Source organism: Sulfitobacter sp. IGS-18 (assembly GCF_059628195.1).
This window is the reverse complement of the sequence record NZ_CM184556.1, coordinates 127,927-152,626: the sequence shown is the minus strand read 5'-3', so window position 1 is coordinate 152,626 and position 24,700 is coordinate 127,927. Positions and strand designations below refer to the sequence as shown.

Genomic DNA, 24,700 nt, shown 5'->3' with positions numbered 1-24,700 from the left:
TCAAACTGCAGGGGGTACGATGCTTTATGCCGTCACCCGGGGTGGCGGCTGGGTAACAGCCTTTGATATCGGCGGGGCAGCAGGAGCCACACGGCAGGACGGGGCCTATGCGCTGGCCGAACGCTATCTCACGCTCGAATCAACCGATCTTGTCCTGCGGGAAACCGCCAACGGCCCCCAATTGTTCATGGCCGGGCTGAACAGCGCCACGCTCAACGGTCTGCGCCTGGATTCCGACGGTCACGGGGCAGCATTCGACGGTGCGGTCAATGTCTCGGCAAATGGCCAGAACCTTGGCCATTTCTCGGAGATGGAGCTGACAGGCGACGGCAACAGCGGGCTGGCCGCCCTGCGCGGCGGCGGATTGGTCAATCTTTCATTCGGCGCGGGCAGCACGCTGAACGTGTCAGATATCAACCAGGGCAATGCCATGGACAATGCCCGTGCCACGGACATCGTCACGACAGTTCACAACGGGCAGACCTACGGCTTTGTCAGCTACGGGGCCGAGGATACAATCAGCATGTTCCGGCAAGACGCAAGCGGCGTCATGCGGCATGTCACGGATGTGGACGCCAGTGACGGGCTTTGGGTCGATCGGCCCGGCGCGATGGCTGTGTCGCATACGCTCGATGGCGGTGTATTCGTCGTTGTCGCCAGCTCGGGCAGCAATTCGCTGACGGTGCTTGAAGTCACCTCGAACGGGCTGCACCCCGTGGATCACATCCTGGACGGGCTGGACACCAGGTTCGCCGGTGCCAGCCATGTGACCAGTGTCACCATCAGCGGGCAGGATTACATCCTCGCAGCAGGGACCGACGCCGGGCTCAGCCTTTTTGCGATGCTGCCCGGTGGCCGCCTGCAGCATGTCCAGACCATGGAGGGAACAGCACAGGCCCCGCTGAACGGGATCACAGCGGTTGAAGCCATGGCCACACCGCATGGTTTGCGGATCTGGGTCTCAACCCAAGCCGCACCCTATCTGTCAGAGTTCAGCGTGGACTTGCCGAACCTCGGTTCCAGCCTGTCGGCGCAGGCCTCGGGTGGTGCGCTCTCTGGCACAGCGCGCGACGACATTCTTGCCGGGCAAGGCGGCGCGGACAACATCGCCGCCGGTGCAGGTAACGACATCATCATGGACGGTGCCGGGCAGGATACCCTGACCGGCGGTGCAGGCGCGGATCTGTTCATCCTGTCGCAGGACGGCGCGCGCGATATCATCCGAGACTTTCAGATCGAATACGATCAGATCGACCTGTCGGCCTTCGGACAACTGGCGGGCATCGGCGGCTTGCGGATACAGCAGCGCAACTGGGGCGCGGAATTCATCCTTGGCAATGAGGTGATCGAGGTGCGCTCCGCCAATGGCGGGTCATTGAACGCAAGGGATTTCAACCATCTCAACCTGATCACCGGCGGCAGGATCGAGACCGATCCAGATGCCTACGACGATGGCCCGGCACCCAATCCGACACCGACACCGACACCGACACCGACACCGACACCGACACCGACACCGACACCGACACCGACACCGACACCGACACCGACACCGACACCGACACCGACGGATCCTGAACCAAACCCGCCGACAAGCCCTTCCGTGACACAAATGCCCGGCGAAGCGCCGACACACCCCGCCTGGGTCAATGCACCAAACCTGACCCTGACGCGCCGCCCGGGAGACCTGAATGCCTCAAATACGCCGGACATGATCCGGACGACGGGAAATGCGGATGGCGTCTTTGGAAACGCAGGCAACGACACCATCGAATCCGGCGCCGGCGATGACCGGGTCAGCGGTGGTGGCGGCAACGACCTGATCCATGGCGGCGGCGACGATGACCTGCTGCTGGGTGGAAACGGGTTCGACACCCTTACCGGCGGCGACGGCGCGGATTCACTGTCCGGCGGCGATGGCGCGGATTCGATCTATGGCGGGAATGGAAATGATCTCATCCTCGGCGGTTCCGGATACGACCGGATTTACGGCGGGGCCGGCAATGACACCATCTGGTCCGGCGCCACGCCTGACCGGGTCTATGGCGGGGATGGCGACGACTGGATCAGCGCCGGGATCAACTATGGTCTGAGCGTCGACGGCATCTTTGGCGAGGCAGGCAACGACACCCTTTTCGGAAACGCGGGTTTCGACCTGCTGAACGGCGGTGACGGCGACGATGTTCTGGACGGCGGCCATCAGGCTGACAACCTCTACGGAGAAGCCGGGAACGACACACTTCTGGGTGGTCCGGGATTCGACCGCCTGTTCGGTGGCACCGGCAACGATATGATTTCAGGCGGTGACAGCGGTGATGGCCACTTCGGCCAGGCGGGAAACGACACCCTTTGGGGCGGTGAAGGCGGCGACCGTTTTTTTGGCGGAACCGGCAATGACATCATCGATGGCGGCACCGGGAACGACACGATTTATGGAGACGCGGGTTTTGACACTTTGATCGGCGGGGCAGGCAACGACATGCTGGTGGGCAGTTTCAATGCCGATACCTTTGTCTTTGCCGCGAACCATGGCCATGACACCATCGCCGATTTCGATGCGACAAACCCGTTGGAACTGATCGACTTTTCGCAGCTGTCCCGGTTCGCAGCCTTCGCAGATGTGCTGGGAAACGCCCGTCAGGCCGGTTGGGACGTGATCATCGAAACCGGAAGCAGCAGCTCCATCCGTCTGATGCAGACCGACCTCGGGGACCTGGATGCAAGCGACTTCATCTTTTGACGTTGGCCAGAACATCCCTGATGATGGCGTCGAATTCCCGCGCCTGATCGTCAAAACTGGCGACTGAATGCACTGTCTGCGCACGCGGATGTCCATCGATCGCCTCTTTCACCTGCGTTTTCAACTGGCTTGCCGGTGCGCCGATCGGGATCAGCTTGTCTGGGGAAATCGCACCATGTTCCGTTGTTCCGCCACTGTCCGTCTGGATCACGGCAATGCCACGGGCCAGCGCTTCGCGAATGGCCAGGCCAAAGGTCTCTTTCCACTGTGACATGAACAGCAGCACGTCGATCTCAGCATAGAAATCGTCCATCTTCTCTTGCGAGAATCTCGAGTGCACTTCCCAGTCGCCGGGCAGGTCGTCGAAGGTATGGTCCTTCCACCAGGTGCCATCCAGCGACCCGTCCACAAGAACCACGCGGAAATCCTCGGTATCGACTTCGGAAAACGCCCGTTTGATCAATGGCCAACCCTTGATCTGCGATGGCCCGCCGACAAACCCGAAACTCAACCGGCTGTCCTTTTCCCGCCGCTTAGCCTGACGCTGGAAAAAGTCCTGTTTGGCGTGATGCACCCCGTTTTCCCAAACCACCCCGCTGCCAGGTGCCAGACCGGAAGCCTCGCACAGATCCAGAGCGAAGTTGCTGGGATAGGTGATGCGCGCCGCTTTCTGAGCGATCTGCCGGACGTGGTCAAACCGCATCTTTGCCGCCCAGAAGTTGTCGACACAGCCTTTGCATTGTTCAATCCGGACAGGGCTTTGCCCGCAGTATTGCTGATCCACCTTGATCATGAACTGACGGTCACAGATCCACCAGAAGTCGTGGATGCTCAGAATAACCGGCACATCATGCGTTGCCGCAGCGGTCAGGATGCCGGTGCCCATATCCTGAATGCAATGCGCATGCACCAGATCCGGCTGCAATGTCGCGATCAGCTCAGCCAGTCGGGACGTGACATTCGGGTTATCGTAAAGTTCACCATAACTGCGGCTGGCCGGCACGTTGATCAGGTAGTTGGTGATGCCGTTCTGCTCTGACTTGACCACAACGTAGGGTGCCAGGTCATAGCGGCAGCACATGGAAACGGCGGTCACCCGGTAACCATGGTTGTCGACCAGAGCATGGGCGACCTGTTCTGCCACCACGGTCGCGCCCCCATAGGAGAACGGCGCAAAAAAGACATTCGCGACCAGAATATGGGGTGCGCTCATGCCTCGACCCACTTCAGGATTTCAGGCGAAATGATATGCGCACCGTCTGACCCGTGCCAGCGTGTTTCCAGCTCTTCCCGCGCCGCCTGTCCCAACTTGCGCTGCAACGCGGGATCGGCCGCCAGCGCCTCCAATGCGTCGATCCAGTCAGCGGGTTGGGCACAAACAAAACCCGTTTGGTCATGTTTCACCACAGCGGCCAAATCTCCAACCGTTCCAACCAGCGAAGGCACGGCCACCGCAGAGGCATCCAGCACCCGGACAGCAGACTTGCACCGGTTGAAGATATCGTCGCACAGCGGCATCACCGCGCAATTCGCCCGCGCAAGCGCTTCGAGATAAAGCGCATAGGTCCCGAATTTCGTCGTCTCTACCTGTTTGATCAGCCCCTCTGGCAGGTGTTCAGGCTTGAAATGACCGATCAGCATCAGGCGGCGGTTGGGGTCATCCAGGATGAACGCTGCCAGCGGTTCCAGGATTTCCGCCAGATCAATCTCGTGACCCTGTGAACCGCTCGCAAAGGCCACGCGGAAAATGCCGTCGTCTTCGGGGCGGGTCGCCATTGCCAGACGCCCGGCATCCAGTGTTTCCTGATCGGCGAAGTTCCGGCGCAGGTAGACAGGTCTGGATGTGTAAAGCCCGGTATGTTCCACCATGCCAGGCGTCGACACCTGCAGGATATCCGCACCATTCATCATGCCAAGGTACTTTGGCGCTTCCGAAAGGAAATGCGCCTTCAGTTTGTCGCCGACGGATTCCATGTTGCGGTAGGTTTCATAAGCAGAGACAGAGAAAAGCGGATCATCCAGATCATACAGCACCGGCAGCCGCAACCGCCGTGCCTCATACCGGAACATTTCAGTCACCGGCATGGTCTGCAGGCGATATTCCATCAGATGTGTTGCATTCTGCATGATGCGCGCCGAGCGCGGAACATCCTGGTAATGCGAATACTCGAAATCAACCCCACGCCCCTGCCAGAAGGCTGCCAACTGCTCCACCCGGTACTTTCGGCACTGCGGCAGGTTCAGGTCACCGATCATCGCAATCTGGCGACGTTTCTGCAAAACGGCGGGGGCCGTCATGATATGAAAAGCCTCTTTGCGGGCAAGGTCCTGCCAAATGCCATGCAGGTATTGGTCGTCAGATCGCGCAACCCCCTGCGCCGTCTGGCCAATGGTGCCCGCGCCCAGTTTGCGCAGCTTCATCCCGGTATAGGTACGGGCCTTGCGAAATGCTTCTCCTGGTCCTTCTTCGCGATAGCTGGAAATAAAACGTCGAATCAAATTCAGTCTGAAAAGTCTTGCCACAAAAGTGTTCCCTTGAGCTTTCCGCCGCGGCACGGATAGTCTAGTTCAGCCCGAATATCTACACCATTCGTGGCCCTGGAATGGACGGACATACCACATGACGCCCCCCGATAACCTCCTGCCTTCCAAGGATGTGACCCTGTTGATGGGTGTCCACAACGGTGCCGCCTTCCTGCCTGAACAACTCGGCAGCATCTCCGAACAGAGCTACCCCCATTGGCACGTGATCTTCAGCGACGATGGCTCGACCGACGATACGCCATCGGTTCTGAAGACCTTTGCCGCCAAACACCCTGGACAGGTGGTTGTCAAAGCAGGCCCTGAACTGGGGTTTTCCGCCAATTTCATGCAGTTGATACGCGATCTTCCCGACGATGCGAACCATGTCGGATTTGCCGATCAGGATGACATCTGGATGCCGGACAAATTGGCGCGCGGGATGGCAGCATTGCAGGACAGCGGCGAGATTCCGACGCTTTATGCCGCGCGCAGATGGTATTGGCGGCCCGAAACGGATCAGCGGCATCCCTCGCCCCTGATTGAAAGGTCATGTTGTTTTCGCAATGCCCTGATCGAAAACGTTGCTTCGGGAAATGCGATCCTGCTCAATCCCGCTGCAGCGCGCCTTGCCCGCGAGGCTGCGCAGCTGACGGACCGCGTTTTTGCCCATGACTGGTGGCTCTACCTTCTGATCACCGGCGCCGGGGGCCAGGTCATCTTTGACAACGGGCCTCCCTGCCTGCTGTACCGGCAGCATGAAGCCAACGTGATCGGTGCAGGCCACAGCCTGGCACAACAGGCCAAACGCAAACTCGCCGTTTTGCGCGGTGCCTTCTCTGACCGGCTGCAAAGCAATATCCTCGCGCTGGATCAGGCGCGCAGCTTGCTGACAGAGGAGAACCGGAAAATCCTCGATGAATTCTCTACTGCGCGCGGCGCGCCGTTCATGCCCCGGCTGACGGGTTTGCGCCGCATCGGGCCCTTCCGGCAAACTGTTCTAGGCAACATCGGATTTTGGGGGGCCGCAACACTTGGCCGGATCTGACCCATTGCCAAAGGTGCTTCTCGTCGGAGGAGAAGGCATTCCATCCGGCGTGCCGCGCCATATCTGCCACCTCGCCAAGGCGTTTGACGGCATTGCGGACGTGACGGTGATCAGCGACATCAACCATGGCGGTTACGATGCGCTGGCAGAGCTGGGCAGCCGCCACATCACATTGAGCGGTCTCAGCAGCAGGTTGTCGCTGGGGCATATGTGGCGCGGCTGGCGGGGCCTTCTGGCATTTCTGCGCGGATCACAGGCCGACCTGACCTGGATTCACCCCCGGTTTCCCTCTCTGATGGGGCGGATGGCCCTGGCGCTGCGGCTTTGGCGGCCAAAGGGTGCGACCGCATTCACCATTCACGGATTGCCCTATGGAAAGGGGCACAAACCCTACGCCAGCTTTCTGTCCCTGACGCTGGAAAAGGCCCTGATGCGGACATGCCCGCCAACCAATATCATATTCCTGTCCCAGGACATGGCGGATCGCGCACGGGAAATGATCGGGGCAAGTCGCCTGACGCGCCATGGCATTCACGTTCTGCCCAATTGTTCCGACCTGGGTGAATTGCCCCCCTTCACCCGCCCGAAGGACCCCACTCTCGTGATGACCGGACGTGCTGGCCGGCAAAAGAACTACGCATGTGCTGTGCGGCTCATGAACCATCTGCCAGAGAACACCCATCTGATGCTGTGCGGTACGGGAACGGATACGGAAAAGTTCCAGGCCGAAATCGCCGGGCTTGTCCCCGCAGCCACATGCGCCCGGATTTATTGCATCGGTCCGGTGCAGGATGTTCGCCCTTTGCTACGGGCCGCAGACGCATATTTGCTGACATCGCGCTACGAAGGAACACCCATCGGCACCCTTGAGGCATTTGAGGCCGGGCTGCCCATCATCCTGGCCGACTTCGAAGGTGCCGATGCGCTGGTCGACAGGCATCCGATGGGCATCAAGATTGACCCTTCCGATCTGGAAACATCTGGCAAACAGGTAACCGAGTTTCTTCGCAATGCGCGTGTTGCCGACCGCGCGCTGCGGCAGCAGATCAGAACGGTCTGGCACCGCGAATGGTCACCAGACGTCTTTGATGAACGGGCCCGGGCTCTGCTGCACAGGCTCTTGGCAAACTGATTACCGGTTTGGCGGCTGCTTCATCTGCATTTCATGCAGCTCCAGCGCCTCTTCGATATCGTCGAAAAACTGGATATCCCCGTTTTCGAGAACTACAGCCTTGTTGCACATGCGGCGGACCATCGGGGGCGAGTGGGTTACCACGATGGCACCGGATCTTTCCATCCGATCATCAAAAACTGCTGCCGATTTCGCCCGAAAGGCACCATCGCCAACCGCTGTAATTTCGTCGACCAGATAGGTATCGAAGGGAATCCCCATGGAGACCCCGAAAGAAAGGCGCGCGCGCATACCAGAGGAATAGGTCCGCAAGGGCATGTGCATATGGCCGCCCAACTCCGCAAACTCGGTCACGAACTCAAGCAGGCTGTCCGTATCGTACCCGTACAATCGCGCCACGAAACGTGTGTTCTGCGCACCAGTCAGATCAGGGTGAAATGACCCGGCAAAGCCAACAGGATACGAGATGCTTCCCGTCGAGAGTACCCGGCCCGATGTCGGCCGGATCGTCCCGGCAATGAGCTTCAGCAATGTGCTCTTGCCCGCACCGTTGCGGCCCAACAAAGCCACGGACGCCCCTGTCGGAAACGTTGCCGTCAGGTTCTCGACAATCGTTTGATATCCGTTTCGCGTCCGAAAATACTTGGTCAGGTTATCGAGCTGGATCATCGGACGCTCCTACTTGCGGTCCCGCAAGCTGTAGAAGACCAGGCACAGGATCGACCATACGAAGAAGCTGAACAGCAGCAGGAACAACATGATCTTGACCCGTTTGGGGTGTTCGGACTTTTCTGCCAAGGTCGGTTTCACATGCGCCGCAAGGTATCTGCTTTGCTTGCGCACCTCTGCCAATGCCCCGTCATGCGCGGCCAGCGCGGCTGTATAGGCCTGTTCGGCAAATTCGCGGTCCACAATCAGACCCTCATATTCGCCGACAAGGTTGGCAAAGGCTTCGCCGCTGCCGCCATTTTCACCGAGCCCCAGCTTGCGCCGCTCTGATGCGATGCGGGCATTGATCACTTCAATCCGGCGTTCGGCCTGTGTGACGCGAGGGTCGTTTTCCCGCGTGGTGTCTTGCAGCAGATCGTATTCGATCAGCGAATCAGCCAGTTGTTGCTGCAGGGTAACGAGCAGACCCATCTGGTTCTGCGTGTCGATGCTGGGGTCCACAATCTGGGTTCTGTTGCGAAATTCCGTCAGCGTCCGGCGCGCATTCTTCAGCCTTTCGACCGCGTTTTCCAGTTCTTCAAGCGTGTACTTGATGGAATCCTGCCGCGCGATGCTGGAAAGCGCGTTGATCATGGAATCACATTCTTCAAGAATGGCCTGCGCGATTTTCTGCGCATCTACGGGATCAAAGGCCAGAACCTCCAGGTCGATCAGACCTGTTCCGCTGTCATACACGATCGAAATCATCCGATCCCAATGATCCTGAAGATCCTCAATCGTTCCCGACGGATCAAAGGCAAAGAACGGGTCCTGTTCTATATCGACGCGGGACCAGATCGCACGCAGATCCACTTTGGCATTGACCTTGCGGACCAGTTCCTGACTGGACAGGAACGCGTATAGAATATCCGTGTCTGATGAACTGGAGCCGGACAATTCCGTTATGCCGCCCAGAAGCTCGATGGCCGAACTCTTTTCCTCTGTCCGGACAGAGAACCCCACGTCGGACGCATATTGATCTGCTGCCCGGGTCCACAGATAGAAAGCCGTGAAAAACGCGGGCACAAGAACGACAAACACGAAGGAAGACAGCAAGAAAACGTGGCGCCCCTTGGTTTTCGCGGGAATTGCAGTCCTGCCAACAGGGATCTTGGCCTCTCCGGGCTGCTGGCGCGGCGGCGCGGGCTCCGCCAGATCAGAATCAACCTTGGCCCCGGCTGCCAGTTTTGGGGCTGCCGGTTTGGCCGCGGGTGCCGGATTTTGCGGTTTCGGCTGAGCGTTTCCGGCCGGTTTGGCCGCAGGTGCTGGAGTCGCCGGTTTCGGGTCTGTTCCGGCTGCTGCCGGTTTCGCGGCGGCCGGTGCGGGCTTGGCTGCGGGCTGGCCCGCTTGATTGTCAGCCTTTGCCGATGTTTCGTTCGGCGTTTTCGGCTGAGCATTTCCGGCCGGCTTGGGAGTTTGCGCTTTGGGTTCAGCCATTGAGATGTCTTTTCTGTCTAAAGAACTTGCCTTATCTCGCGTACCGTTACATCAGAACGCAGGTGGTATCCAGACAGGAGGGATGGCCCGATGTCGACAGAACAAACAGCCACTCTGCGCGAGCAGCGCACGTCATTCGCTTCCGTCAGGGCTATCATGGCGCTGATCCTTCGTGAAATTACGACCACTTACGGACGTTCACCCGGCGGGTATGTCTGGGCCGTTCTTGAACCGGCGGCAGGTATCGCATTGCTGAGTGTCATTTTTTCAGTCGGCTTCAGATCGCCGCCGCTGGGAACTGTATTTTCCCTTTTCTACGCCACGGGCATCCTGCCGCTGTTGATGTATATGGATTTGTCGGGAAAGCTGGCTCAATCAATGATTTTCAGCCGCGCACTACTTTCCTATCCACGGGTGACATTCGTCGATGCGCTCATAGCGAGGCTGCTTCTCGGCCTGATCACGTTACTGTCAGTGCACAGCATCGTCCTGATCTTTATCCTGTCGATCTCCAACGTATCGACGACCTTTGATTTTACAAAGATCGTGACCGCCTACGTCATGATCGTCTTCCTCGCGACCGGGATCGGCACATTGAATGCCTTTCTGATTCTCGCATACCCGATCTGGCAGACGGCCTGGGCGATCCTGAACCGCCCGCTATTCATCGTCTCATGCGTTTTCTTCTTGTTTGAGAGTATTCCGGAGCCTTACTCAAACTACCTTTGGTACAACCCGATCATCCATATCATTGGCATGATGCGGGATGGATTTTACCCATTCTATCATCCGAACTATGTTTCGGTCGGCTATCCGATACTGGTCGGCTTGATTACGCTGATGGCAGGGCTTTTCCTTCTCCGCCGCTACCATCGCGAGATGTTGGACAAATAGCCCTGCAAGCTGTGGGACTGTCAGCCCCATTTTACGGGCAGGGTAAATCCTTCGGCTTCAATTTCCGAGCGTATGCGTTTGATGTCGTCTGCAAACAGCTCGGGGAAGAATGCCGGCATTTCGTGTTTGACGCTTTCTGTAAACCGACGGTCGAGGATTGCTTGTGAGTAATTGAAGGCCGGAAGGCCCAGAAACTCTTCAATTTGACGCAACATGCCACGCTGGTCCGCGTGGATGTCCTCGTAAAAGATGACTTTTCGCTGTTTCGGGTCCAGCCCCTCGCGCATCGTGCGCAGGACCTGTCCGTATTCGGCGTTGCGCCAGATGTGCGGACGGCGCACGAATTCGTTGAACTGATCTGGGCCCCAGGTCTTCAGGTTGTCCACAGCACCGGTGATCTGAAGGTGAAACTTGGCATGGCTCCACAATCTTTTGATCGGGTCGCGCATGGTATAGAGCACCCTGAGATTGTTGCACTTGGCCGAAATTTGCGGCCATGCTTCAACCGGAAGCTGGGCATTGAGGTTCGAGAAGTCGCAGGCGTAGATCTCGCGGTCGCGCATCTGGAACAGATTGCGATACCAGAAATCATCCACCGGACGGTTCAGATAGGCGCTGACCCAATGCAGGTTTTTCTGGATCGCATCAATGTTCGCCTTTTCAGGGTCATACCGCATCAGATACCGGTTCTTTGCTTCTGCCAGCCGGTACTTTTCACTCAGCATGTTCTTGTCGACATACTTGTGGTAGAAATAGTGAATCTCTTTCTCCAGCGCAAAGTGGAGCGCAGGGTGCTGTGCCAGAACGGCATAAAGCCAGGTTGTCCCGGCTTTCATGGCACCGATGCTCAGAAAGAGATTGTTGAAGGTCTTGGGCATTAGTCGATTTCCGATCTGAAGTCTTCTTGGCCGCTCAGGCAGCTTTGGCGTTTGTGAACCGGTCCAATATGGCGCGGTACATACGATGATAGACATCGCGTTTGAAGTGGTTGAGGTCGATCATATCCTCAGCACCCTCAATCAGCGCCGCCGGGTCCAGCAACATGACGTTTGTCCGGCCCTGTGCCACATTTCTAAGCGCCGCGTTCAGGCGCTGATGAAATGGATGCGACGGCTTGTTCGGGTCCTTGAAATGCAGGGGACCACGCTCAGCCGCAAGGATCATCACCACCTCGGCCATTGCGGGAAGTTGGTCAAGTACCGCTGCATACCGCTGCTCCATCTCTGACTGAGACATGATTCCCTCATACTCATAGTCCCGGCACAGAACCTCCAGACGTTCCTTATGAAGATCGGTCTTCGCAATGGTGGCGCGCAAGTCGGCGCGGTCGATAAGGTTGTGGTTCTGGGCCCCTATCAGCCAATAGGGCACACGCAAATCAGTTGCACGATGCCGGTAGATGGGGAGATCCGCATCGGCCCAGAAGCTCAGGAAGTAAAGCCCATGGCCCGTTCCAAGATCCGGCAAGTCACTGTGAAAGTCCTCTGGCATGTAACCAAGCCCGGCGGCCGCATCGATCTGGGCAGGGGTCAGCCCCCCCTCCAGCGCAGGCATCAGGAACGCCGAATGATCGCGGCGGAACATTTGTCCATTCCTGGGTTCGTTGAATTCTTCCACGATCTTGTCGGCATGCAGCGTGAAGTAATGCATCAGACTTGCCAGATCACAGCCGCCCCGCGCAAAGATGTGATCGAACCTCAGATCAGCGCCTGCACTGGGCGCATCCATGTCTTCGATGTTGGCGGGGGTGATCCAGTCCACGTCGATATCGGGATTATGGACATCTGACAGTACCTCGCCTTCCACGGTCAGGCGCGGACGGCCGAGGAATGCATAAACCCAGTGCTCAATGTACATGTTCAGGGTGCGGCAGGAAAAACAGAAATGTTCCAGCGTCCGTGAATTGTTCACCCGCCTGGTCATGTAGAATCCCACAAAACCGTAATCGCCGAAATCGTCACGCACACGGATCAACGCCGCATCGGTTGTGTTATGCGCCAGCCTCTTGCTCAGCTCTTGCCTGGCCACCTCAGGATCGTCAGGCAGCCGGTTCTTGGTGAAATTCAGTTGGTTCGTGCGGTTGACCAGTTCCACGGCCCGGTCAAGATGCGCTTCAACGTCGTATTCTATAAAGACCTTTACATTGGACTGCCGCAGAAAGGCCGCGGTGTCGCCGCCGGTGACTTTTGCCGCTTCGGCCTTTTTCTCGGTGACCTTGTACTGCGCCAGGCGGGTCAGGCCGCTGTCATCCTTGCCGCGCAACTGCGGCGCGTCCCGCAGATGCTGAATGATATCCGGCAAGGCACAGTTCAGACCCGGATTAACATGTTCGGCCTGGGCAAGGTTCATCGCATTGTCGTCCAGAAACAGGGTCGATGCGGCCCGCAACCCGATGGTCTCAAGCATCGCCTTGATCCGGGGGCCTTTCGGCGTCCAGTCGATGCTAGGGAAGATAAAATAGTCCCACAGCCCCTTTTCCTTCAGCAACGCCTCGATCGGTTCATGTTCGTTCTTCGAACAGATCGCGCTCATGATGCCGCGCTTGGCCAGATCAATAACCAGCTGATGATGATCGTCGCGATAGGAGATGCCGCCCTCGGTCAACGTCCCGTCCCAAAAGGTTTCGTCCAGGTCCCAGATGATCAACCTGATGTTTTCGGAGAATTCCGGTGTCGTCATGGCAGTTTTTCCAAGTCTCGCTTACAGCTTGCGCAGATAGCCGTTCGGGTTTGTCGTGGCGTTGATCCCGAACATGTCACAATAGCTGGTGTCGATCTCGTAAACGCCGGGATTGTTGTCCAGGAATTCCTCCAGCGCGCGACTGGGGCCTCCGTCAAACTTGTCGCCCAGGTCAAGCTCCGCCAGAATGCCATCTTCCATGACCAGGTATTCGCCTTTGTGCAGATGCTCTTGAAAGAACCTGAGCACGCCCATGCAGGCATCATAGGTATGCGCGCTGTCCTCGCAGATCAGCCAGGGCCGCGGCAGATCGAACAGGTTGTTCCGTGCCCACGTCCCTTCCATGTCCATAACATTGCCCTGCACGAACTGGATGCCATCAAACCGGCTGTCCACCTCGGGCGGGCTTCGGTCAATGGTGACGATCTTCATGTCCATGTCGTACATCTTGGCAATGTCGCGCATCAGCAGGGCCGATCCGCCGAATTTGGTGCCAATCTCGATATAAGTTGCCGGTTTGGCCGCATGAATCAGGTGCAGGAACAATGCGATGTCCAAGGGTGACTTGTTACACATCACATCGCGATAATGGTACTGCATCACGCCTTTGAAATAAGCTCCCAGCTGCGGGCGGGTATAGGGCGTCTTGAACGAACGAACCATCGATAAACCTCAATGCTCAGTGCAAAAAATAATTCCCCCCTGTCATAGGGGGGAATTTCAAAAAGGTGAAGCCGCAGACAAATTCCTGTCGGCAATGTTACGCATTCCTCAGAAGATGAAGTCGCTCGCGTCGAGGTCGGCAAGCTGCACGCCATTCAACTGGATGGAGTTGCCGCCACCGGTGTTGATGACCACGTTGTTGCCAACCTGTGTCGAGGCGTTCATCACCTGGGTCAGGTTGTTCATCGTGCCAAGACCGCTGAAATCGATCCGTTCGCCCGCGTTGAACTCGTCGAAATCACCGATGGTGTCATTGCCGTGACCCGCCTCGAAGACAAAGGTATCCGCGTTGAAGAACCCGAACAAAAGGTCATTGCCCGCGCCGCCGTTCAGCGTATCAAAGCCACTGTCGGCATAGATCGTGTCATTGCCGTTGCCCGACAGGATCAGGTCGTTACCGGTGCCGCCGAAGAACCGGTCGTTGCCGTCGCCGCCATAGATGGTGTCGTTGCCCTGCTGGCCAAAGTGGCCATCAGGCCCATCGCCGCCGTTCAGCACATCGTCCCCGGTGCCGCCAAACAGACGGTCAAACCCGGCACCGCCAAACAGCGTGTCGTTCCCGGCATCACCGTACAGGTTGTCCGCCTGATTGCCGCCGTCCAGCACGTCATCGCCATCGCCACCGCGCAGCAGGTCAAACCCGCCCTCGCCCCGCAGCGTGTCGTTGCCCGCACCGCCGTCCAGCAGTTCGGTGGATGTGCCGATGTTCAGACCGCCAAGCAGCAGGTCATTCCCGTCACCGCCAAAGAGGTAATCATTGGTATTGCCGCCCTGCAGCGTGTCGTTGCCCGCTTCACCGAACAGCTGGTCAAAGCCGTCGGAGCCGATGATCAGGTCGTTGCCCGCGCCACCATAGAGTGAATCGGCGCCGTTACCGCCATCAATCGTGTCATTGCCCGCGCCGCCGTGCATGGTGTCAAAGCCACCGAAGCCGGAAAGCTGGTTGTTGGCCTGGTTGCCGAAAATCAGATCGCCGGCATTTCCGCCAACCGCGTTCTCGATGACCGTACCCGCCGCAATGGTGAACCCGCCACGGGTGCCGTCGACGGCGGAAACAAAACCACCACCTCCCATTTCGACCGCCAGGGTCGCAGCCCGCAGATCAATCACGGCCGCCCCGGCACCATTGTGGCGAATGGTGTCGTTGCCACCGGAATCCCAGATCGTCGACCAGAACACACCCGCGCCCGTGCCGGTCGGCAGGACATAGGTGGTATTGCCGCTGTTATGTGAATTATTGGCCCCATAGAGACCCTGAAGCACGGCAATATCAAGCGCCATCGGTCCGGCGGCGTAGCCATAGGGAACACCGGTGCCGTCACCGGTCCCATCGGCGGGGGCCGACCCCGGCGTGCCGGTGTGATACCCCGGGTTATAGGACATCATGGTGAACACACCCTGGTTGATGTTGAAGTCCCCGAAATCATCCCGCGAAGATCCCACACCCGGCATGACGGACGAATCGCCGCCCGTATCATGGGGGTGCGCCAGCCCGAGGCCGTGCAGCAACTCGTGCATGATGGTGAAATACCCGAACCCGCCTTCGGTAAGGTCGCCACCGGCAAAGCGATCCCAGAGGTTGCCGGCAAACTGGCCGACACCATCGTTCCCGTCACCGCCATAGCCCGGCGGGTTGAAACGGCCATAGACGCCATCCAGTTCATTGGTATCCAGGATCAGTTCCCAATCGGCCCCGTCACCGGAGTTCACGATGTTGAAGGTCAGGTTCGTGACGGCTTCGATTGCGTCGAAAGCGCGCATGAATTGCTGCCGCTCATAGGCATTGAAACCCTCGGAGGTAACGCCATCTGCAGTATAGCCAGCCTCGCCGAAATAGACTGTGATCACGTTGTGATCGAACCGTGTATCCCAGGAAATCGAGTCGAGCAGCGGGCTGGCGAAGTCTGGCGAGTCCTCCCAGGAATCATTGGGGTTGAACGTTACTTCCTGAACCGAAAGCGTATATGTGCCCGTATTGGACCCGTAAGCTTCAGCAGAAATATAAAAAACGCCGCCGTTTTCGGAATAGAAGTTCAACAGGGAGTTCAGACCCGGACCACCATCGTCATCGCTGTCAATAATACTGCCGGATGCATCGTATAGCCGCACCAAAGGATCGGACAGGGTGCCGCCGCCAACGGACGACCCGTTCAACGTGATCTGAATGCTTTGCCCGGCGGTCAACGTGATGCGGAACCAGTCATTGTCATTCGCTACGTCAATCGTGTTGACGATGGTCTGCCCAACGTTGATCGTACCGGCGGTTCCTGGCGTTTCACCGATGTCGGGACCAATCTCTGGCGCTGCATCATCAGGCAGGGCCCCGCTTTCTTCTTTTTCAGCCATGCAGGAATCGCATCCGCAGAAGAACGCAGTCGGATCGTGATCCGGGCTCATCCCGGAACTGGTGACGGTGATAGACATTGAATTTCCCCCGAAACAGTAAATTAATTCATATAATCAGGCGCATTAAGTCCTATCCGATTTGTCTCTGTCTGGCAATTGATCATCAACATGGTTGCGGCATTGACCCGGTGTCATATCGAACCTTTCGCGAAAGGCCCGTGTCATCGCGCTGGCGTTTCGGTAGCCCGATCTCAGTGCGACCTCGGCCAGCGGCAGTGACGTCGTTTCCGCCAGCCGCCGTGCCATGTTCAGACGCAGCACCTTGTACAGCTGCTGCGGGGTCATATCGAAATCCTTGCGGATCGCCAGTTCCAGCGCACGCTGCGAACATCGGCTGGCTTCGGCCACCTGCGGCAAGGGCAAGGGGGTTTCGATGTGGTCCTGCATCACCGCCACCGCGCGGCGGGACAGCCGCGTTCTGGCTGTCACCGAAGGAACAGACGGCGCCGCGCCCGGCGCCATGAAAAGCTGTTCGACCTCCAGTGCCAGCGCGGGTCCCTGCGCCTGCACGATCAGATTCAGCACCAGGTCAAAGCTCGCCATCGCCCCGGAACAGGTGATCCGGTTTCCGTCCAGGATGAAGCGTTCCCGCGCCACGGTCAGATCGGGAAAGGCTTCGGCAAAGGCGGTCAGTTCCTCCCAATGGATCGTCGCAATCCGCCCGTTCAGCAACCCCGCCGCCGCCAGCAGCCAACTGCCCATGTCGAGACCCGCCAGGTTCGCGAAACGCGCCGATGCGGACCGCAGCCCGCGCAACACCGGGTCAGTCAGATACGATCTGACCCCATAAGACGGCATCACCATCAGAAGATCACCCGCAGCATCCTTCAGCGGCCCGTCAGGCACGATCTGCAATCCGCTTGAGCTGATTGCCGCGGCGCCCGACAGCGTCAGATATTCCCACCGGTAATGCACCCGTCGGCCCAGATGATTTGCAGCCCGCAACGGCTCCACCGTGTTGGCCAGGCAGTGGTTCGAAAACCCGTCAAACAGAAGGATTCCGATGCGTGTGACGGCTTTGCCTGAATTATTCCAACTCTGCATAGTCGGACCATAAGTCTGCACATCCCGACTGCGCAAGAGCGATAGCCTGACCCCGGAATGGATCGTGTAAGGGAACGGGAATGAATTTTGGACTGACCGAAGAACAGGAAATGATCGTCTCCACCGTGCGGAGCTTTGTGGAGAAAGAGATCTACCCCCACGAGGCAGAGGTCGAAAGGACCGGACAGGTCCCGCGCGAACTTGGCGAACAGATCAAGCAAAAGGTGATCGACCTCGGTTTCTATGCCTGCAATTTCCCCGAAGAGGTCGGCGGCGCCGGGCTCAGCCATACCGACTTTACCCTTGTCGAGCGCGAACTTGGACGCGGCTCTATGGCGCTGACCCATTTCTTTGGCCGCCCCCAGAACATCCTGATGGCCTGCAACGATGATCAGCGCGAACGCTACCTGCTTCCCGCCGTGCGTGGCGAGCGGATGGACGCGCTGGCAATGACAGAGCCCGACGCCGGTTCCGATGTGCGGGGCATGAAATGCAGTGCGGTGCGGGATGGCGGCGGCTGGGTTGTGAATGGCTCCAAACACTTCATCTCCGGCGCAGAACATGCCGACTTCTTCATCGTCTTTGTCGCGACCGGCGTGGATGAAACGCCAAAAGGACCCAAGAAGCGGATAACGACCTTCCTCGTGGACCGGGGCACCAAGGGGTTCGAGGTGCGCGACGGATACAACTCCGTCAGCCACAAGGGCTACAAGAACTGCATCCTCTATTTCGACAACTGCCGATTGTCCGACGCCCAGGTGCTGGGCAAGGTCGATGGCGGGTTCGAGGTGATGAATGAATGGCTTTATGCCACGCGACTGACGGTTGCGGCATTCTCCGTCGGGCGCGCGCGCAGGTGTTTCGACTACGCCCTGCACTATGCGGCCGAGCGCAGGCAATTCGGCCAGCAGATCGGCAAGTTTCAGGGCGTCAGCTTTCAGATCGCCGATATGATCACTGAAATCGACGCTGCCGACTGGCTGACGCTCGCTGCGGCATGGCGGCTGGACCAGGGCCTGCCGGCAAACCGCGAAATCGCCTCTGCCAAACTCTACGCATCAGAGGCGCTCGCGCGGGTGACCGACACCACCCTCCAGATCTTCGGGGGCATGGGCCTGATGGACGACTTCCCGATTGAGCGGTTCTGGCGCGACGCGCGGGTGGAGCGGATCTGGGACGGGACATCGGAAATCCAGCGCCACATCATTTCACGCGACCTGTTGCGGCCATTGGGCGCATGACACGGGAACTGTCCAGGCTGCTGAAACCCCGGTCCATCGCAGTCATCGGCGGTGGCGCATGGTGCCGTGCGGTTGTCGCGCAATGCCAGAAGATGGGGTTCGAAGGCAAGATATGGCCGGTGCACCCCAGCGCCGGCACCATTTCCGGTCTGGAGGTTTTTCCCGACGTCGATGCGCTGCCCGCCCCGCCGGATGCCGCCTTCATCGGTGTCAACCGGGCCGCGACCATCGACATTGCCGGACAACTGGCCAGGGGCGGTGCGGGCGGCGCGGTCTGCTTTGCCTCAGGCTTTCTTGAGGCTCAGGCAGAAGACGCGCAAGGCGTGGATCATCAGGCCGCCCTTTTGCAGGCGGCAGGCGACATGCCAATTCTCGGGCCGAATTGCTACGGGTTCATCAACTTTCTGGATGGCGCGCTGCTCTGGCCGGATCAGCATGGCGGCAAGCGGGTGGAACGGGGCGTCGCGATTGTCACGCAAAGCTCAAACATCGCGATCAACCTGACGATGCAGGCGCGCGCCCTACCCCTTGCCTATGTGATTACCGCCGGAAATCAGGCGCAATGCGGACTTTCCGACATCGGCATGGCGGTACTGCAGGACCCCAGGGTGACGGCCCTGGGCCTGCATATCGAAGGCATCGGGGATCTGCGCAAGTTCGAAGCGCTGGCCGGTTATGCGCAAAGCCTTGGCAAACGCATCGTCGCGATCAAGGTGGGGCAATCGGCACAGGCACAGCAGGCGACAATCTCGCATACTGCGTCTCTGGCCGGGCGGGATGCAGGTGCAGCAGCTCTGCTGCGCAGGCTCGGCATTGCGCGGGTGACCGATTTGCCAACCTTTCTGGAAACCCTGAAACTGCTGCATGTGGCGGGCCCTCTGGAAAGCAATAGGATTGCCACGATCAGCTGCTCCGGCGGAGAGGCCAGCCTGGCGGCCGATACCGGCACCGCTGCGGGGCTCGACTTCCCGCCGCTCGGGGCAAGGCAAAAGACCACCCTGCGGGATGTGCTTGGCCCGCGTGTCGCGCTGGCCAATCCGCTGGATTATCACACCTACATCTGGCGGGACGTGCCCGCGATGACCGCCGCCTTTGCGGGGATGGCCGACCCCGGCATCGCGATCACGCTGCTGATCGTCGATTTCCCCCGAAGCGACCGATGTGACCCCTCCGATTGGGATTGCGTGATCGAGGCCGTCATTGCGGCTTCGCAACAGACAGGTGCGAGATACGGCATGGTGGCCACCCTGCCCGAACTGATGCCCGAGCACGTCGCAGAGATGCTGATGGCGCAGGGGATTACCCCTTTCTGCGGCCTGAACGAGGCGCTGATGGCCTGCGCCCATGCCGCCCTCCAGGTCGAAAGCGACGTCGATCCGGTTCATCTGGCGGCCACGGCCATGGCCCCCGTTCTGCTGGCCGAGGGAGACGCCAAAGATCTGCTCGCCGAACACGGGCTGCGCTGTCCCGTATCCCGGCGTTGCGAGCGAAGCGCGCAAGCGGCAAGCGCAGCCGAGGAGATCGGATTTCCGGTGGCGCTGAAAGGAGCGGGCATCGCCCACAAGACCGAGGCAGGTGCGGTGCGCCTGAACCTGACCTGTGGTGATGATGTTGCCGCTGCCGCCGCGGCAATGCCGGTTGACAGCTACCTGGTCGAGGAAATGATCACCAACAGCATCGCCGAGCTGCTGATCGGGGTTGTGCATGACCCGGCCCATGGGTTCATCCTGACTGTGGGGGCCGGTGGCACATCGGCGGAACTGCTGGATGATACTGTTTCGCTGCTGGTGCCGACCCGCAGGGAAGCTATCCTGACAGCAATCGGCAGGCTGCGCATGGCACCCATACTGATGGGATACAGGGGCAGGCCGCCCGCGCAGATGGACCGCATTCTGGATGCCATCATGGCGGTGCAGGACTTTGTCCTGGCGCATGTCCAGGGCTTGCAGGAAGTCGAGATAAACCCTCTGCTCTGTACGAGGGACGATGCAATCGCCGCAGACGCCCTGTTGCGGCGCGACGTTGAAAAGGACTGAACATGACCGAGACCCCGATCAAGACCCACCGCGACGGTGCCATCCTCAAGGTCACGCTCGACCGGCCAAAGGCCAATGCCATCGACCTGAAAACCTCCTGCCAGATGGGCGAGGTCTTTGCCGCATTCCGCGATGATCCGGCGCTGCGGGTGGCCATCATCACCGGGGGCGGAGACAAGTTCTTTTGCCCCGGCTGGGATTTGAAAGCAGCCTCCGAGGGTGACGCGGTTGATGGCGATTACGGGGTCGGCGGATTCGGCGGGCTGCAGGAACTGCGGGATCTGAACAAACCGGTCATCGCGGCCGTGAACGGGATTGCCTGCGGCGGCGGGCTGGAGCTTGCGCTGAGCGCGGACATGATCCTTGCCGCGGATCATGCCACCTTTGCCCTGCCCGAGATACGGTCAGGTACGGTTGCAGATGCGGCATCGGTGAAACTGCCGAAACGCATCCCTTATCACATCGCCATGGAACTGCTGCTGACCGGCCGCTGGTTCGATGCGCAGGAGGCGAAGGGCTGGGGGCTGGTCAATGAAATCCTGCCTGCCGATCAACTGATGGACCGGGCCTGGGAGCTTGCCCGCCTGCTCGCGTCCGGCCCGCCTCTGGTCTATGCGGCGATCAAGGAAATCGTTCGCGACGCGGAGGATTCGAAGTTTCAGGATGCGATGAACCGGATCACCCGGCGCCAGCTCAGGACCGTCGATGCGCTCTATGCCTCCGAAGATCAGATGGAAGGCGCCCGCGCCTTTGCGGAAAAGCGCGATCCGGTCTGGAAAGGTAGATAAAGCGCCGGGAGCACCCCTGGGGCGCTCCCGGCTGACTGCTTCCTCAGAAGATGAAGTCGCTCGCGTCGAGGTCGGCAAGCTGCACGCCATTCAACTGGATGGAGTTGCCGCCACCGGTGTTGATGACCACGTTGTTGCCAACCTGTGTCGAGGCGTTCATCACCTGGGTCAGGTTGTTCATCGTGCCAAGACCGCTGAAATCGATCCGTTCGCCCGCGTTGAACTCGTCGAAATCACCGATGGTGTCATTGCCGTGACCCGCCTCGAAGACAAAGGTATCCGCGTTGAAGAACCCGAACAAAAGGTCATTGCCCGCGCCGCCGTTCAGCGTATCAAAAGTTCCTAGTCTGCGAAAAAATCTGTCAAACTGAGCACATAAGATTAATGGGTCCAGAGCCTAACGCTGCCGCCGGAGATAGACATAATAGGCACCGCTGCCCCCGTGGCTGATGTGCGCCTGGGCGACTTGCAGCACGACGGATGACAGCGGCGGGGACGACAGCCATTGCGGGACCTGGTGGCGCAGCACGCCGTAGCGGACCGGGATTGGCCCGCCATCGTCCCGTTGCTTGCCCTTTCCCGTGATCACAAGGACCAGACGTTTGCCATTGCGATGTGACGTCTGGATGAAATGCTTGAGCGCCGGATGCGCCCGGTCCAGTGTCATGCCGTGCAGGTCGATCCGCCCTTCCGGCCGCAGCTTGCCGCGTTTCAGCTTGCCAAAGGATTTGTTGTCCATCTGCACCGGGGCCGACCGGACCTGATCGGGCAGGGAAGGCATCAGATCATACGTCCTGCGGCGCGGCTTTGGCTTGGGTTTTCCCAAAAGCGCGGACCGGCCCGTTTTCAGTGCAGCGGGTGACGGCGGCGGGGCGTCGATTTCCGGCGTGAAAAGCGATTTCAGGTCCAGCTTCTCGGTGCGTTCTGTCACCCGACGCCACAATTCCAGGTCGTCGTCGTTCAAACGCGGTTTCCGGGAGCTGCGCTTCATATCGCGCTTTCGGGCAGCAGGGCATAGGCGCGCTGGATCGGCATCAGCACCATCATCCGGCCGGGATCACGCAGCTTGCCAGCCGCCAGACCGGCCTGATCCCCGGTGCCAAAAAAGATATCCGCCCGCTGCGCGCCCTTGATCGCCGATCCGGTATCCTGCGCGATCATCAGGCGATGCAGAGGTTTCTCGCCCTCTTTCTCGATCCAGACCGGCGCACCAAGTCTGACGTAGGCCGGATCAACAGCGATGGAACGCAGGGTGGTCACGCTTCGGTTCATGGCGCCCAGCGGCCCCTGGTCCGCCGGGACCTTGCTGACCTCGCGGAAAAAGACATAGGACGGGTTGTGATACAGCAGTTCGCGTCCGTCTTCCGGATTTCGCCGTACCCAGTTCTTGATCACCTGCGCGCTGACCTGATGTGGTTGGTAGACGCCACGGCGGACCAGTTCCACCCCGATGGATTTGTAAGGATGGCCATTCGCCCCGCGATACCCGACCCGGATATACTTGCCATTCGGCAGCCTGATGCGGCCCGAACCCTGGATCTGCAGAAAAAACAATTCAACAGGGTCATCGACCCAGGCGATTTCCAGACCCCGGCCCGCCATCACATCGCCGTCCAAAATCTCGCGGCGGGTCAGCCAGGGGCTCTGGGCCAGGGCCTCGTTCGGCATCTTGTAAATCGGATAGCGAAAGCGCTCGGACCGGTAGAGATCACCGTCAAGCTCGGGCTCGAAATACCCGGTGAACAGGGCATCCTGCCCGTCGTCGATCAGCACGGGTCTAAAGAACAGCTCGAAGAACTGACGCGGTTCAGGGTTGGTCTGCGCAAATCTGCAAACGGCGGTCCAATCCAGATCGTCCAGATCCCGGCAGGTGTTCAGAAAGGTCTTGAGCGCTGCGGCATGGTCATCATCAGCCCAGCCAACCAGCTGATCGAACTCCATCACCTTATAGGAGACATCACTCGCAGAAGCGGGGGTCACTGTTGCAACCCCCGTCCATACCAATGCAAGAACCGCATGGATCAGCCGTCTGTAGAAACCAGCATCCAATTCGGATCATCCGAGCCCATGATGCGCGCAAAAACCCAAGTGTCTTTCTGGCGCTTAATTTCTTTCGTGCTGCCTTCGATAATATCACCGCCCGCGTCGCGGACAGCCGAGGTAAGTTCGGCAACAAAGCGAATTTTAAGTTCCGCTTCATTTGTAGCGTCGTCAAGCCTTGCGTCTACCAATTCTGTCTCACGGACACCGATGAAATTCGCCTCGATGGTCAGGCCCTGATCCTCGCGCGCGGCCACACCGTCGACAAAGCTTTCATAGATTTCTTCACTCAGGAAGGGTTGGATCTGCGCCAGTTCGCCCTTTTCGTATCCCATGACGATCATTTCATAGGCACCGCGCGCGCCGCTCAGAAAATCGCTGACACCAAAGGAGGGTTCAATCCGCTTCATCCGTGCCAGCGCCTTGCCCGCATCGCTGTCTTCGGGAACATGGTCCGCAATATCGAGATCCGGACCGCCTTCGATCACCTCCAGCGCGGGGCCGCCGCGCCGCTGCGAGGTCTGGTCAGCAACAGGCGGCTTTTCAAACCCTTCACGGGTGCCCAGCACATTCTTGAGGCGCAGGATGAGAAATACCGCGATGCCGGCCAAGACCAGTAGCTGTATCATGGGTGAATTCATTGGAACCTCTTGGGGTGAAAACATGGAAACACGATGGCTGAAGACTTATGTAGGTGCTTGACCGGGGCGAGTCCACTCTGCCCCCCATATAAGGAACCTTTCACATGTGGCTATTGATCGCATTCCTCGCCGTCCCCTTGATCGAGATCACCTTGTTCATCCAGATCGGTGGTGCCATCGGCTTGGGCTGGACCCTGGCCATCGTTGTGATCACGGCCATTCTGGGTGCGTCGCTGGCCCGGTCACAGGGTGCCATCGCAATGAGCCAGCTGCGCAGTTCCTTCTCTGACATGCGCGATCCGACCGAACCTCTGGCGCATGGTGCAATGATCCTTTTCGCCGGCGCTTTGTTGCTGACACCGGGGTTTTTCACCGATGCGGTCGGCTTTTCCCTGTTGATCCCCGGCGTGCGCAAGGCCGCGTTCGAGTTTCTGCGCGCCCGCGTCCATGTCCAGAACTTTTCCACACATGGAGCCCCGCGCCCAGATCCACACCGGACAAGGGGCGGCGATGTGATCGACGGCGACTACCACGAGATCCCGCAGTCTGATCAGGGGTCACAAAAGCCATCGGGATGGACGAAGCAATAGCGAAGGCATTGAGGGCACTCGCGCAACCTGATA

21 protein-coding genes are annotated in these 24,700 nt (G+C 59.1%); 8 read left to right on the top strand and 13 right to left on the bottom strand.

Annotated elements, in window-relative coordinates:
* Positions 1–19: 19 nt before the first annotated feature.
* Positions 20–2,740, top strand: coding sequence for a calcium-binding protein (locus ACWNZ3_RS00680; protein ID WP_496900853.1), 2,721 nt, complete (start codon positions 20–22; stop codon positions 2,738–2,740).
* Here ACWNZ3_RS00680 and ACWNZ3_RS00675 read toward each other — a convergent pair.
* Positions 2,730–3,953, bottom strand: a complete 1,224-nt coding sequence (locus ACWNZ3_RS00675) for a glycosyltransferase (RefSeq protein WP_496900852.1) — start codon at positions 3,951–3,953, stop codon at positions 2,730–2,732. The two genes, ACWNZ3_RS00680 and ACWNZ3_RS00675, sit on opposite strands and share 11 nt — an antisense overlap.
* On the bottom strand, positions 3,950–5,239 hold the full coding sequence (locus ACWNZ3_RS00670) for a glycosyltransferase (RefSeq protein ID WP_496900851.1): 1,290 nt from the start codon (positions 5,237–5,239) through the stop codon (positions 3,950–3,952). Before ACWNZ3_RS00670 ends, ACWNZ3_RS00675 begins: the two co-directional genes overlap by 4 nt.
* 121 nt (positions 5,240–5,360) lie before the next feature.
* Between ACWNZ3_RS00670 and ACWNZ3_RS00665 the strand changes: the two genes are divergently transcribed.
* Positions 5,361–6,308 carry a glycosyltransferase gene (locus ACWNZ3_RS00665; RefSeq protein WP_496900850.1) on the top strand — a complete coding sequence of 316 codons (948 nt, stop codon included), beginning with the start codon at positions 5,361–5,363 and terminating at the stop codon, positions 6,306–6,308.
* Positions 6,309–6,321: 13 nt separating this feature from the next.
* Positions 6,322–7,440 carry a glycosyltransferase family 4 protein gene (locus tag ACWNZ3_RS00660; RefSeq protein ID WP_496901927.1) on the top strand — a complete coding sequence of 373 codons (1,119 nt, stop codon included), beginning with the start codon at positions 6,322–6,324 and terminating at the stop codon, positions 7,438–7,440.
* Here the strand turns inward: ACWNZ3_RS00660 and ACWNZ3_RS00655 are convergent, their stop codons facing one another.
* Positions 7,441–8,109, bottom strand: coding sequence for an ABC transporter ATP-binding protein (locus tag ACWNZ3_RS00655; protein WP_269363112.1), 669 nt, complete (start codon positions 8,107–8,109; stop codon positions 7,441–7,443). It lies immediately after the preceding gene.
* Positions 8,110–8,118: 9 nt separating this feature from the next.
* Positions 8,119–9,204: a KpsE/RkpR family capsule polysaccharide export protein gene (locus ACWNZ3_RS00650; protein ID WP_274573449.1), complete on the bottom strand. Its 1,086-nt coding sequence runs from the start codon at positions 9,202–9,204 to the stop codon at positions 8,119–8,121.
* A 471-nt stretch (positions 9,205–9,675) separates the two neighbouring features.
* Here ACWNZ3_RS00650 and ACWNZ3_RS00645 point away from each other — a divergent pair, with 471 nt between their 5' ends.
* Positions 9,676–10,479 carry an ABC transporter permease gene (locus ACWNZ3_RS00645; RefSeq protein WP_496900849.1) on the top strand — a complete coding sequence of 268 codons (804 nt, stop codon included), beginning with the start codon at positions 9,676–9,678 and terminating at the stop codon, positions 10,477–10,479.
* Between the two features lie 20 nt (positions 10,480–10,499).
* Here the strand turns inward: ACWNZ3_RS00645 and ACWNZ3_RS00640 are convergent, their stop codons facing one another.
* The 5 genes from ACWNZ3_RS00640 to ACWNZ3_RS00620 form a co-directional block, all read right to left on the bottom strand.
* Positions 10,500–11,453 carry a sulfotransferase family protein gene (locus tag ACWNZ3_RS00640; RefSeq protein WP_496900848.1) on the bottom strand — a complete coding sequence of 318 codons (954 nt, stop codon included), beginning with the start codon at positions 11,451–11,453 and terminating at the stop codon, positions 10,500–10,502.
* Positions 11,392–13,158 (bottom strand): hypothetical protein, encoded by a 1,767-nt coding sequence (locus ACWNZ3_RS00635; protein WP_496900847.1) that lies wholly within the window; start codon positions 13,156–13,158, stop codon positions 11,392–11,394. Before ACWNZ3_RS00635 ends, ACWNZ3_RS00640 begins: the two co-directional genes overlap by 62 nt.
* A gap of 21 nt (positions 13,159–13,179) precedes the next feature.
* The gene (locus ACWNZ3_RS00630; protein WP_496900846.1) at positions 13,180–13,821 is read right to left on the bottom strand and encodes a CmcI family methyltransferase; all 642 of its coding nucleotides are present in this window, start codon (positions 13,819–13,821) and stop codon (positions 13,180–13,182) included.
* 108 nt (positions 13,822–13,929) lie between these two features.
* Positions 13,930–16,305 (bottom strand): pre-peptidase C-terminal domain-containing protein, encoded by a 2,376-nt coding sequence (locus ACWNZ3_RS00625; protein WP_496900845.1) that lies wholly within the window; start codon positions 16,303–16,305, stop codon positions 13,930–13,932.
* Between the two features lie 45 nt (positions 16,306–16,350).
* Positions 16,351–17,331 (bottom strand): GlxA family transcriptional regulator, encoded by a 981-nt coding sequence (locus ACWNZ3_RS00620; RefSeq protein ID WP_496900844.1) that lies wholly within the window; start codon positions 17,329–17,331, stop codon positions 16,351–16,353.
* Between the two features lie 80 nt (positions 17,332–17,411).
* Between ACWNZ3_RS00620 and ACWNZ3_RS00615 the strand changes: the two genes are divergently transcribed.
* Genes ACWNZ3_RS00615 through ACWNZ3_RS00605 form a run of 3 tightly spaced genes read left to right on the top strand, consistent with a single transcriptional unit; the run spans position 17,412 to position 21,396 of the window.
* Positions 17,412–18,572, top strand: coding sequence for an acyl-CoA dehydrogenase family protein (locus tag ACWNZ3_RS00615; protein WP_496900843.1), 1,161 nt, complete (start codon positions 17,412–17,414; stop codon positions 18,570–18,572).
* The gene (locus tag ACWNZ3_RS00610) at positions 18,569–20,608 is read left to right on the top strand and encodes an acetate--CoA ligase family protein (protein WP_496900842.1); all 2,040 of its coding nucleotides are present in this window, start codon (positions 18,569–18,571) and stop codon (positions 20,606–20,608) included. The genes ACWNZ3_RS00615 and ACWNZ3_RS00610 overlap by 4 nt, the downstream gene beginning before the upstream one ends.
* Before the next feature lie 2 nt (positions 20,609–20,610).
* On the top strand, positions 20,611–21,396 hold the full coding sequence (locus ACWNZ3_RS00605) for a carnitinyl-CoA dehydratase (protein WP_269363125.1): 786 nt from the start codon (positions 20,611–20,613) through the stop codon (positions 21,394–21,396).
* A gap of 43 nt (positions 21,397–21,439) precedes the next feature.
* On the opposite strand, the gene ACWNZ3_RS00600 is transcribed toward ACWNZ3_RS00605, so the two are convergent.
* From ACWNZ3_RS00600 to ACWNZ3_RS00585, 4 genes are all read right to left on the bottom strand, one after another.
* Positions 21,440–21,697, bottom strand: a complete 258-nt coding sequence (locus tag ACWNZ3_RS00600) for a hypothetical protein (RefSeq protein ID WP_496900841.1) — start codon at positions 21,695–21,697, stop codon at positions 21,440–21,442.
* A 96-nt stretch (positions 21,698–21,793) separates the two neighbouring features.
* Positions 21,794–22,387 carry a Smr/MutS family protein gene (locus ACWNZ3_RS00595; protein ID WP_496900840.1) on the bottom strand — a complete coding sequence of 198 codons (594 nt, stop codon included), beginning with the start codon at positions 22,385–22,387 and terminating at the stop codon, positions 21,794–21,796.
* Positions 22,384–23,376: a murein transglycosylase A gene (mltA, locus tag ACWNZ3_RS00590; protein ID WP_496900839.1), complete on the bottom strand. Its 993-nt coding sequence runs from the start codon at positions 23,374–23,376 to the stop codon at positions 22,384–22,386. The genes ACWNZ3_RS00595 and mltA overlap by 4 nt, the downstream gene beginning before the upstream one ends.
* Positions 23,377–23,417: 41 nt before the next feature.
* The gene (locus ACWNZ3_RS00585) at positions 23,418–24,077 is read right to left on the bottom strand and encodes a Tim44/TimA family putative adaptor protein (protein ID WP_496901926.1); all 660 of its coding nucleotides are present in this window, start codon (positions 24,075–24,077) and stop codon (positions 23,418–23,420) included.
* 104 nt (positions 24,078–24,181) lie between these two features.
* Between ACWNZ3_RS00585 and ACWNZ3_RS00580 the strand changes: the two genes are divergently transcribed.
* Complete coding sequence (locus ACWNZ3_RS00580) at positions 24,182–24,667, top strand: FxsA family protein (RefSeq protein ID WP_496900838.1); 486 nt, start codon at positions 24,182–24,184, stop codon at positions 24,665–24,667.
* Positions 24,668–24,700: the final 33 nt, after the last annotated feature.

Excerpts from the sequence above, each read along its gene's own strand:
- ACWNZ3_RS00665 (WP_496900850.1), top strand. The coding sequence starts at position 5,361 with ATGACGCCCCCCGATAACCTCCTGCCTTCCAAGGATGTGACCCTGTTG.
- ACWNZ3_RS00680 (WP_496900853.1), top strand. The coding sequence starts at position 20 with ATGCTTTATGCCGTCACCCGGGGTGGCGGCTGGGTAACAGCCTTTGAT.
- ACWNZ3_RS00625 (WP_496900845.1), bottom strand. The coding sequence starts at position 16,305 with ATGTCTATCACCGTCACCAGTTCCGGGATGAGCCCGGATCACGATCCG.
- ACWNZ3_RS00655 (WP_269363112.1), bottom strand. The coding sequence starts at position 8,109 with ATGATCCAGCTCGATAACCTGACCAAGTATTTTCGGACGCGAAACGGA.
- ACWNZ3_RS00620 (WP_496900844.1), bottom strand. The coding sequence starts at position 17,331 with ATGCAGAGTTGGAATAATTCAGGCAAAGCCGTCACACGCATCGGAATC.
- ACWNZ3_RS00605 (WP_269363125.1), top strand. The coding sequence starts at position 20,611 with ATGACCGAGACCCCGATCAAGACCCACCGCGACGGTGCCATCCTCAAG.
- ACWNZ3_RS00645 (WP_496900849.1), top strand. The coding sequence starts at position 9,676 with ATGTCGACAGAACAAACAGCCACTCTGCGCGAGCAGCGCACGTCATTC.
- ACWNZ3_RS00640 (WP_496900848.1), bottom strand. The coding sequence starts at position 11,453 with ATGTCTATCATCGTATGTACCGCGCCATATTGGACCGGTTCACAAACG.
- ACWNZ3_RS00675 (WP_496900852.1), bottom strand. The coding sequence starts at position 3,953 with ATGAGCGCACCCCATATTCTGGTCGCGAATGTCTTTTTTGCGCCGTTC.
- ACWNZ3_RS00615 (WP_496900843.1), top strand. The coding sequence starts at position 17,412 with ATGAATTTTGGACTGACCGAAGAACAGGAAATGATCGTCTCCACCGTG.
- ACWNZ3_RS00630 (WP_496900846.1), bottom strand. The coding sequence starts at position 13,821 with ATGGTTCGTTCGTTCAAGACGCCCTATACCCGCCCGCAGCTGGGAGCT.
- ACWNZ3_RS00635 (WP_496900847.1), bottom strand. The coding sequence starts at position 13,158 with ATGACGACACCGGAATTCTCCGAAAACATCAGGTTGATCATCTGGGAC.
- ACWNZ3_RS00585 (WP_496901926.1), bottom strand. The coding sequence starts at position 24,077 with ATGAATTCACCCATGATACAGCTACTGGTCTTGGCCGGCATCGCGGTA.
- ACWNZ3_RS00580 (WP_496900838.1), top strand. The coding sequence starts at position 24,182 with ATGTGGCTATTGATCGCATTCCTCGCCGTCCCCTTGATCGAGATCACC.
- ACWNZ3_RS00595 (WP_496900840.1), bottom strand. The coding sequence starts at position 22,387 with ATGAAGCGCAGCTCCCGGAAACCGCGTTTGAACGACGACGACCTGGAA.
- ACWNZ3_RS00610 (WP_496900842.1), top strand. The coding sequence starts at position 18,569 with ATGACACGGGAACTGTCCAGGCTGCTGAAACCCCGGTCCATCGCAGTC.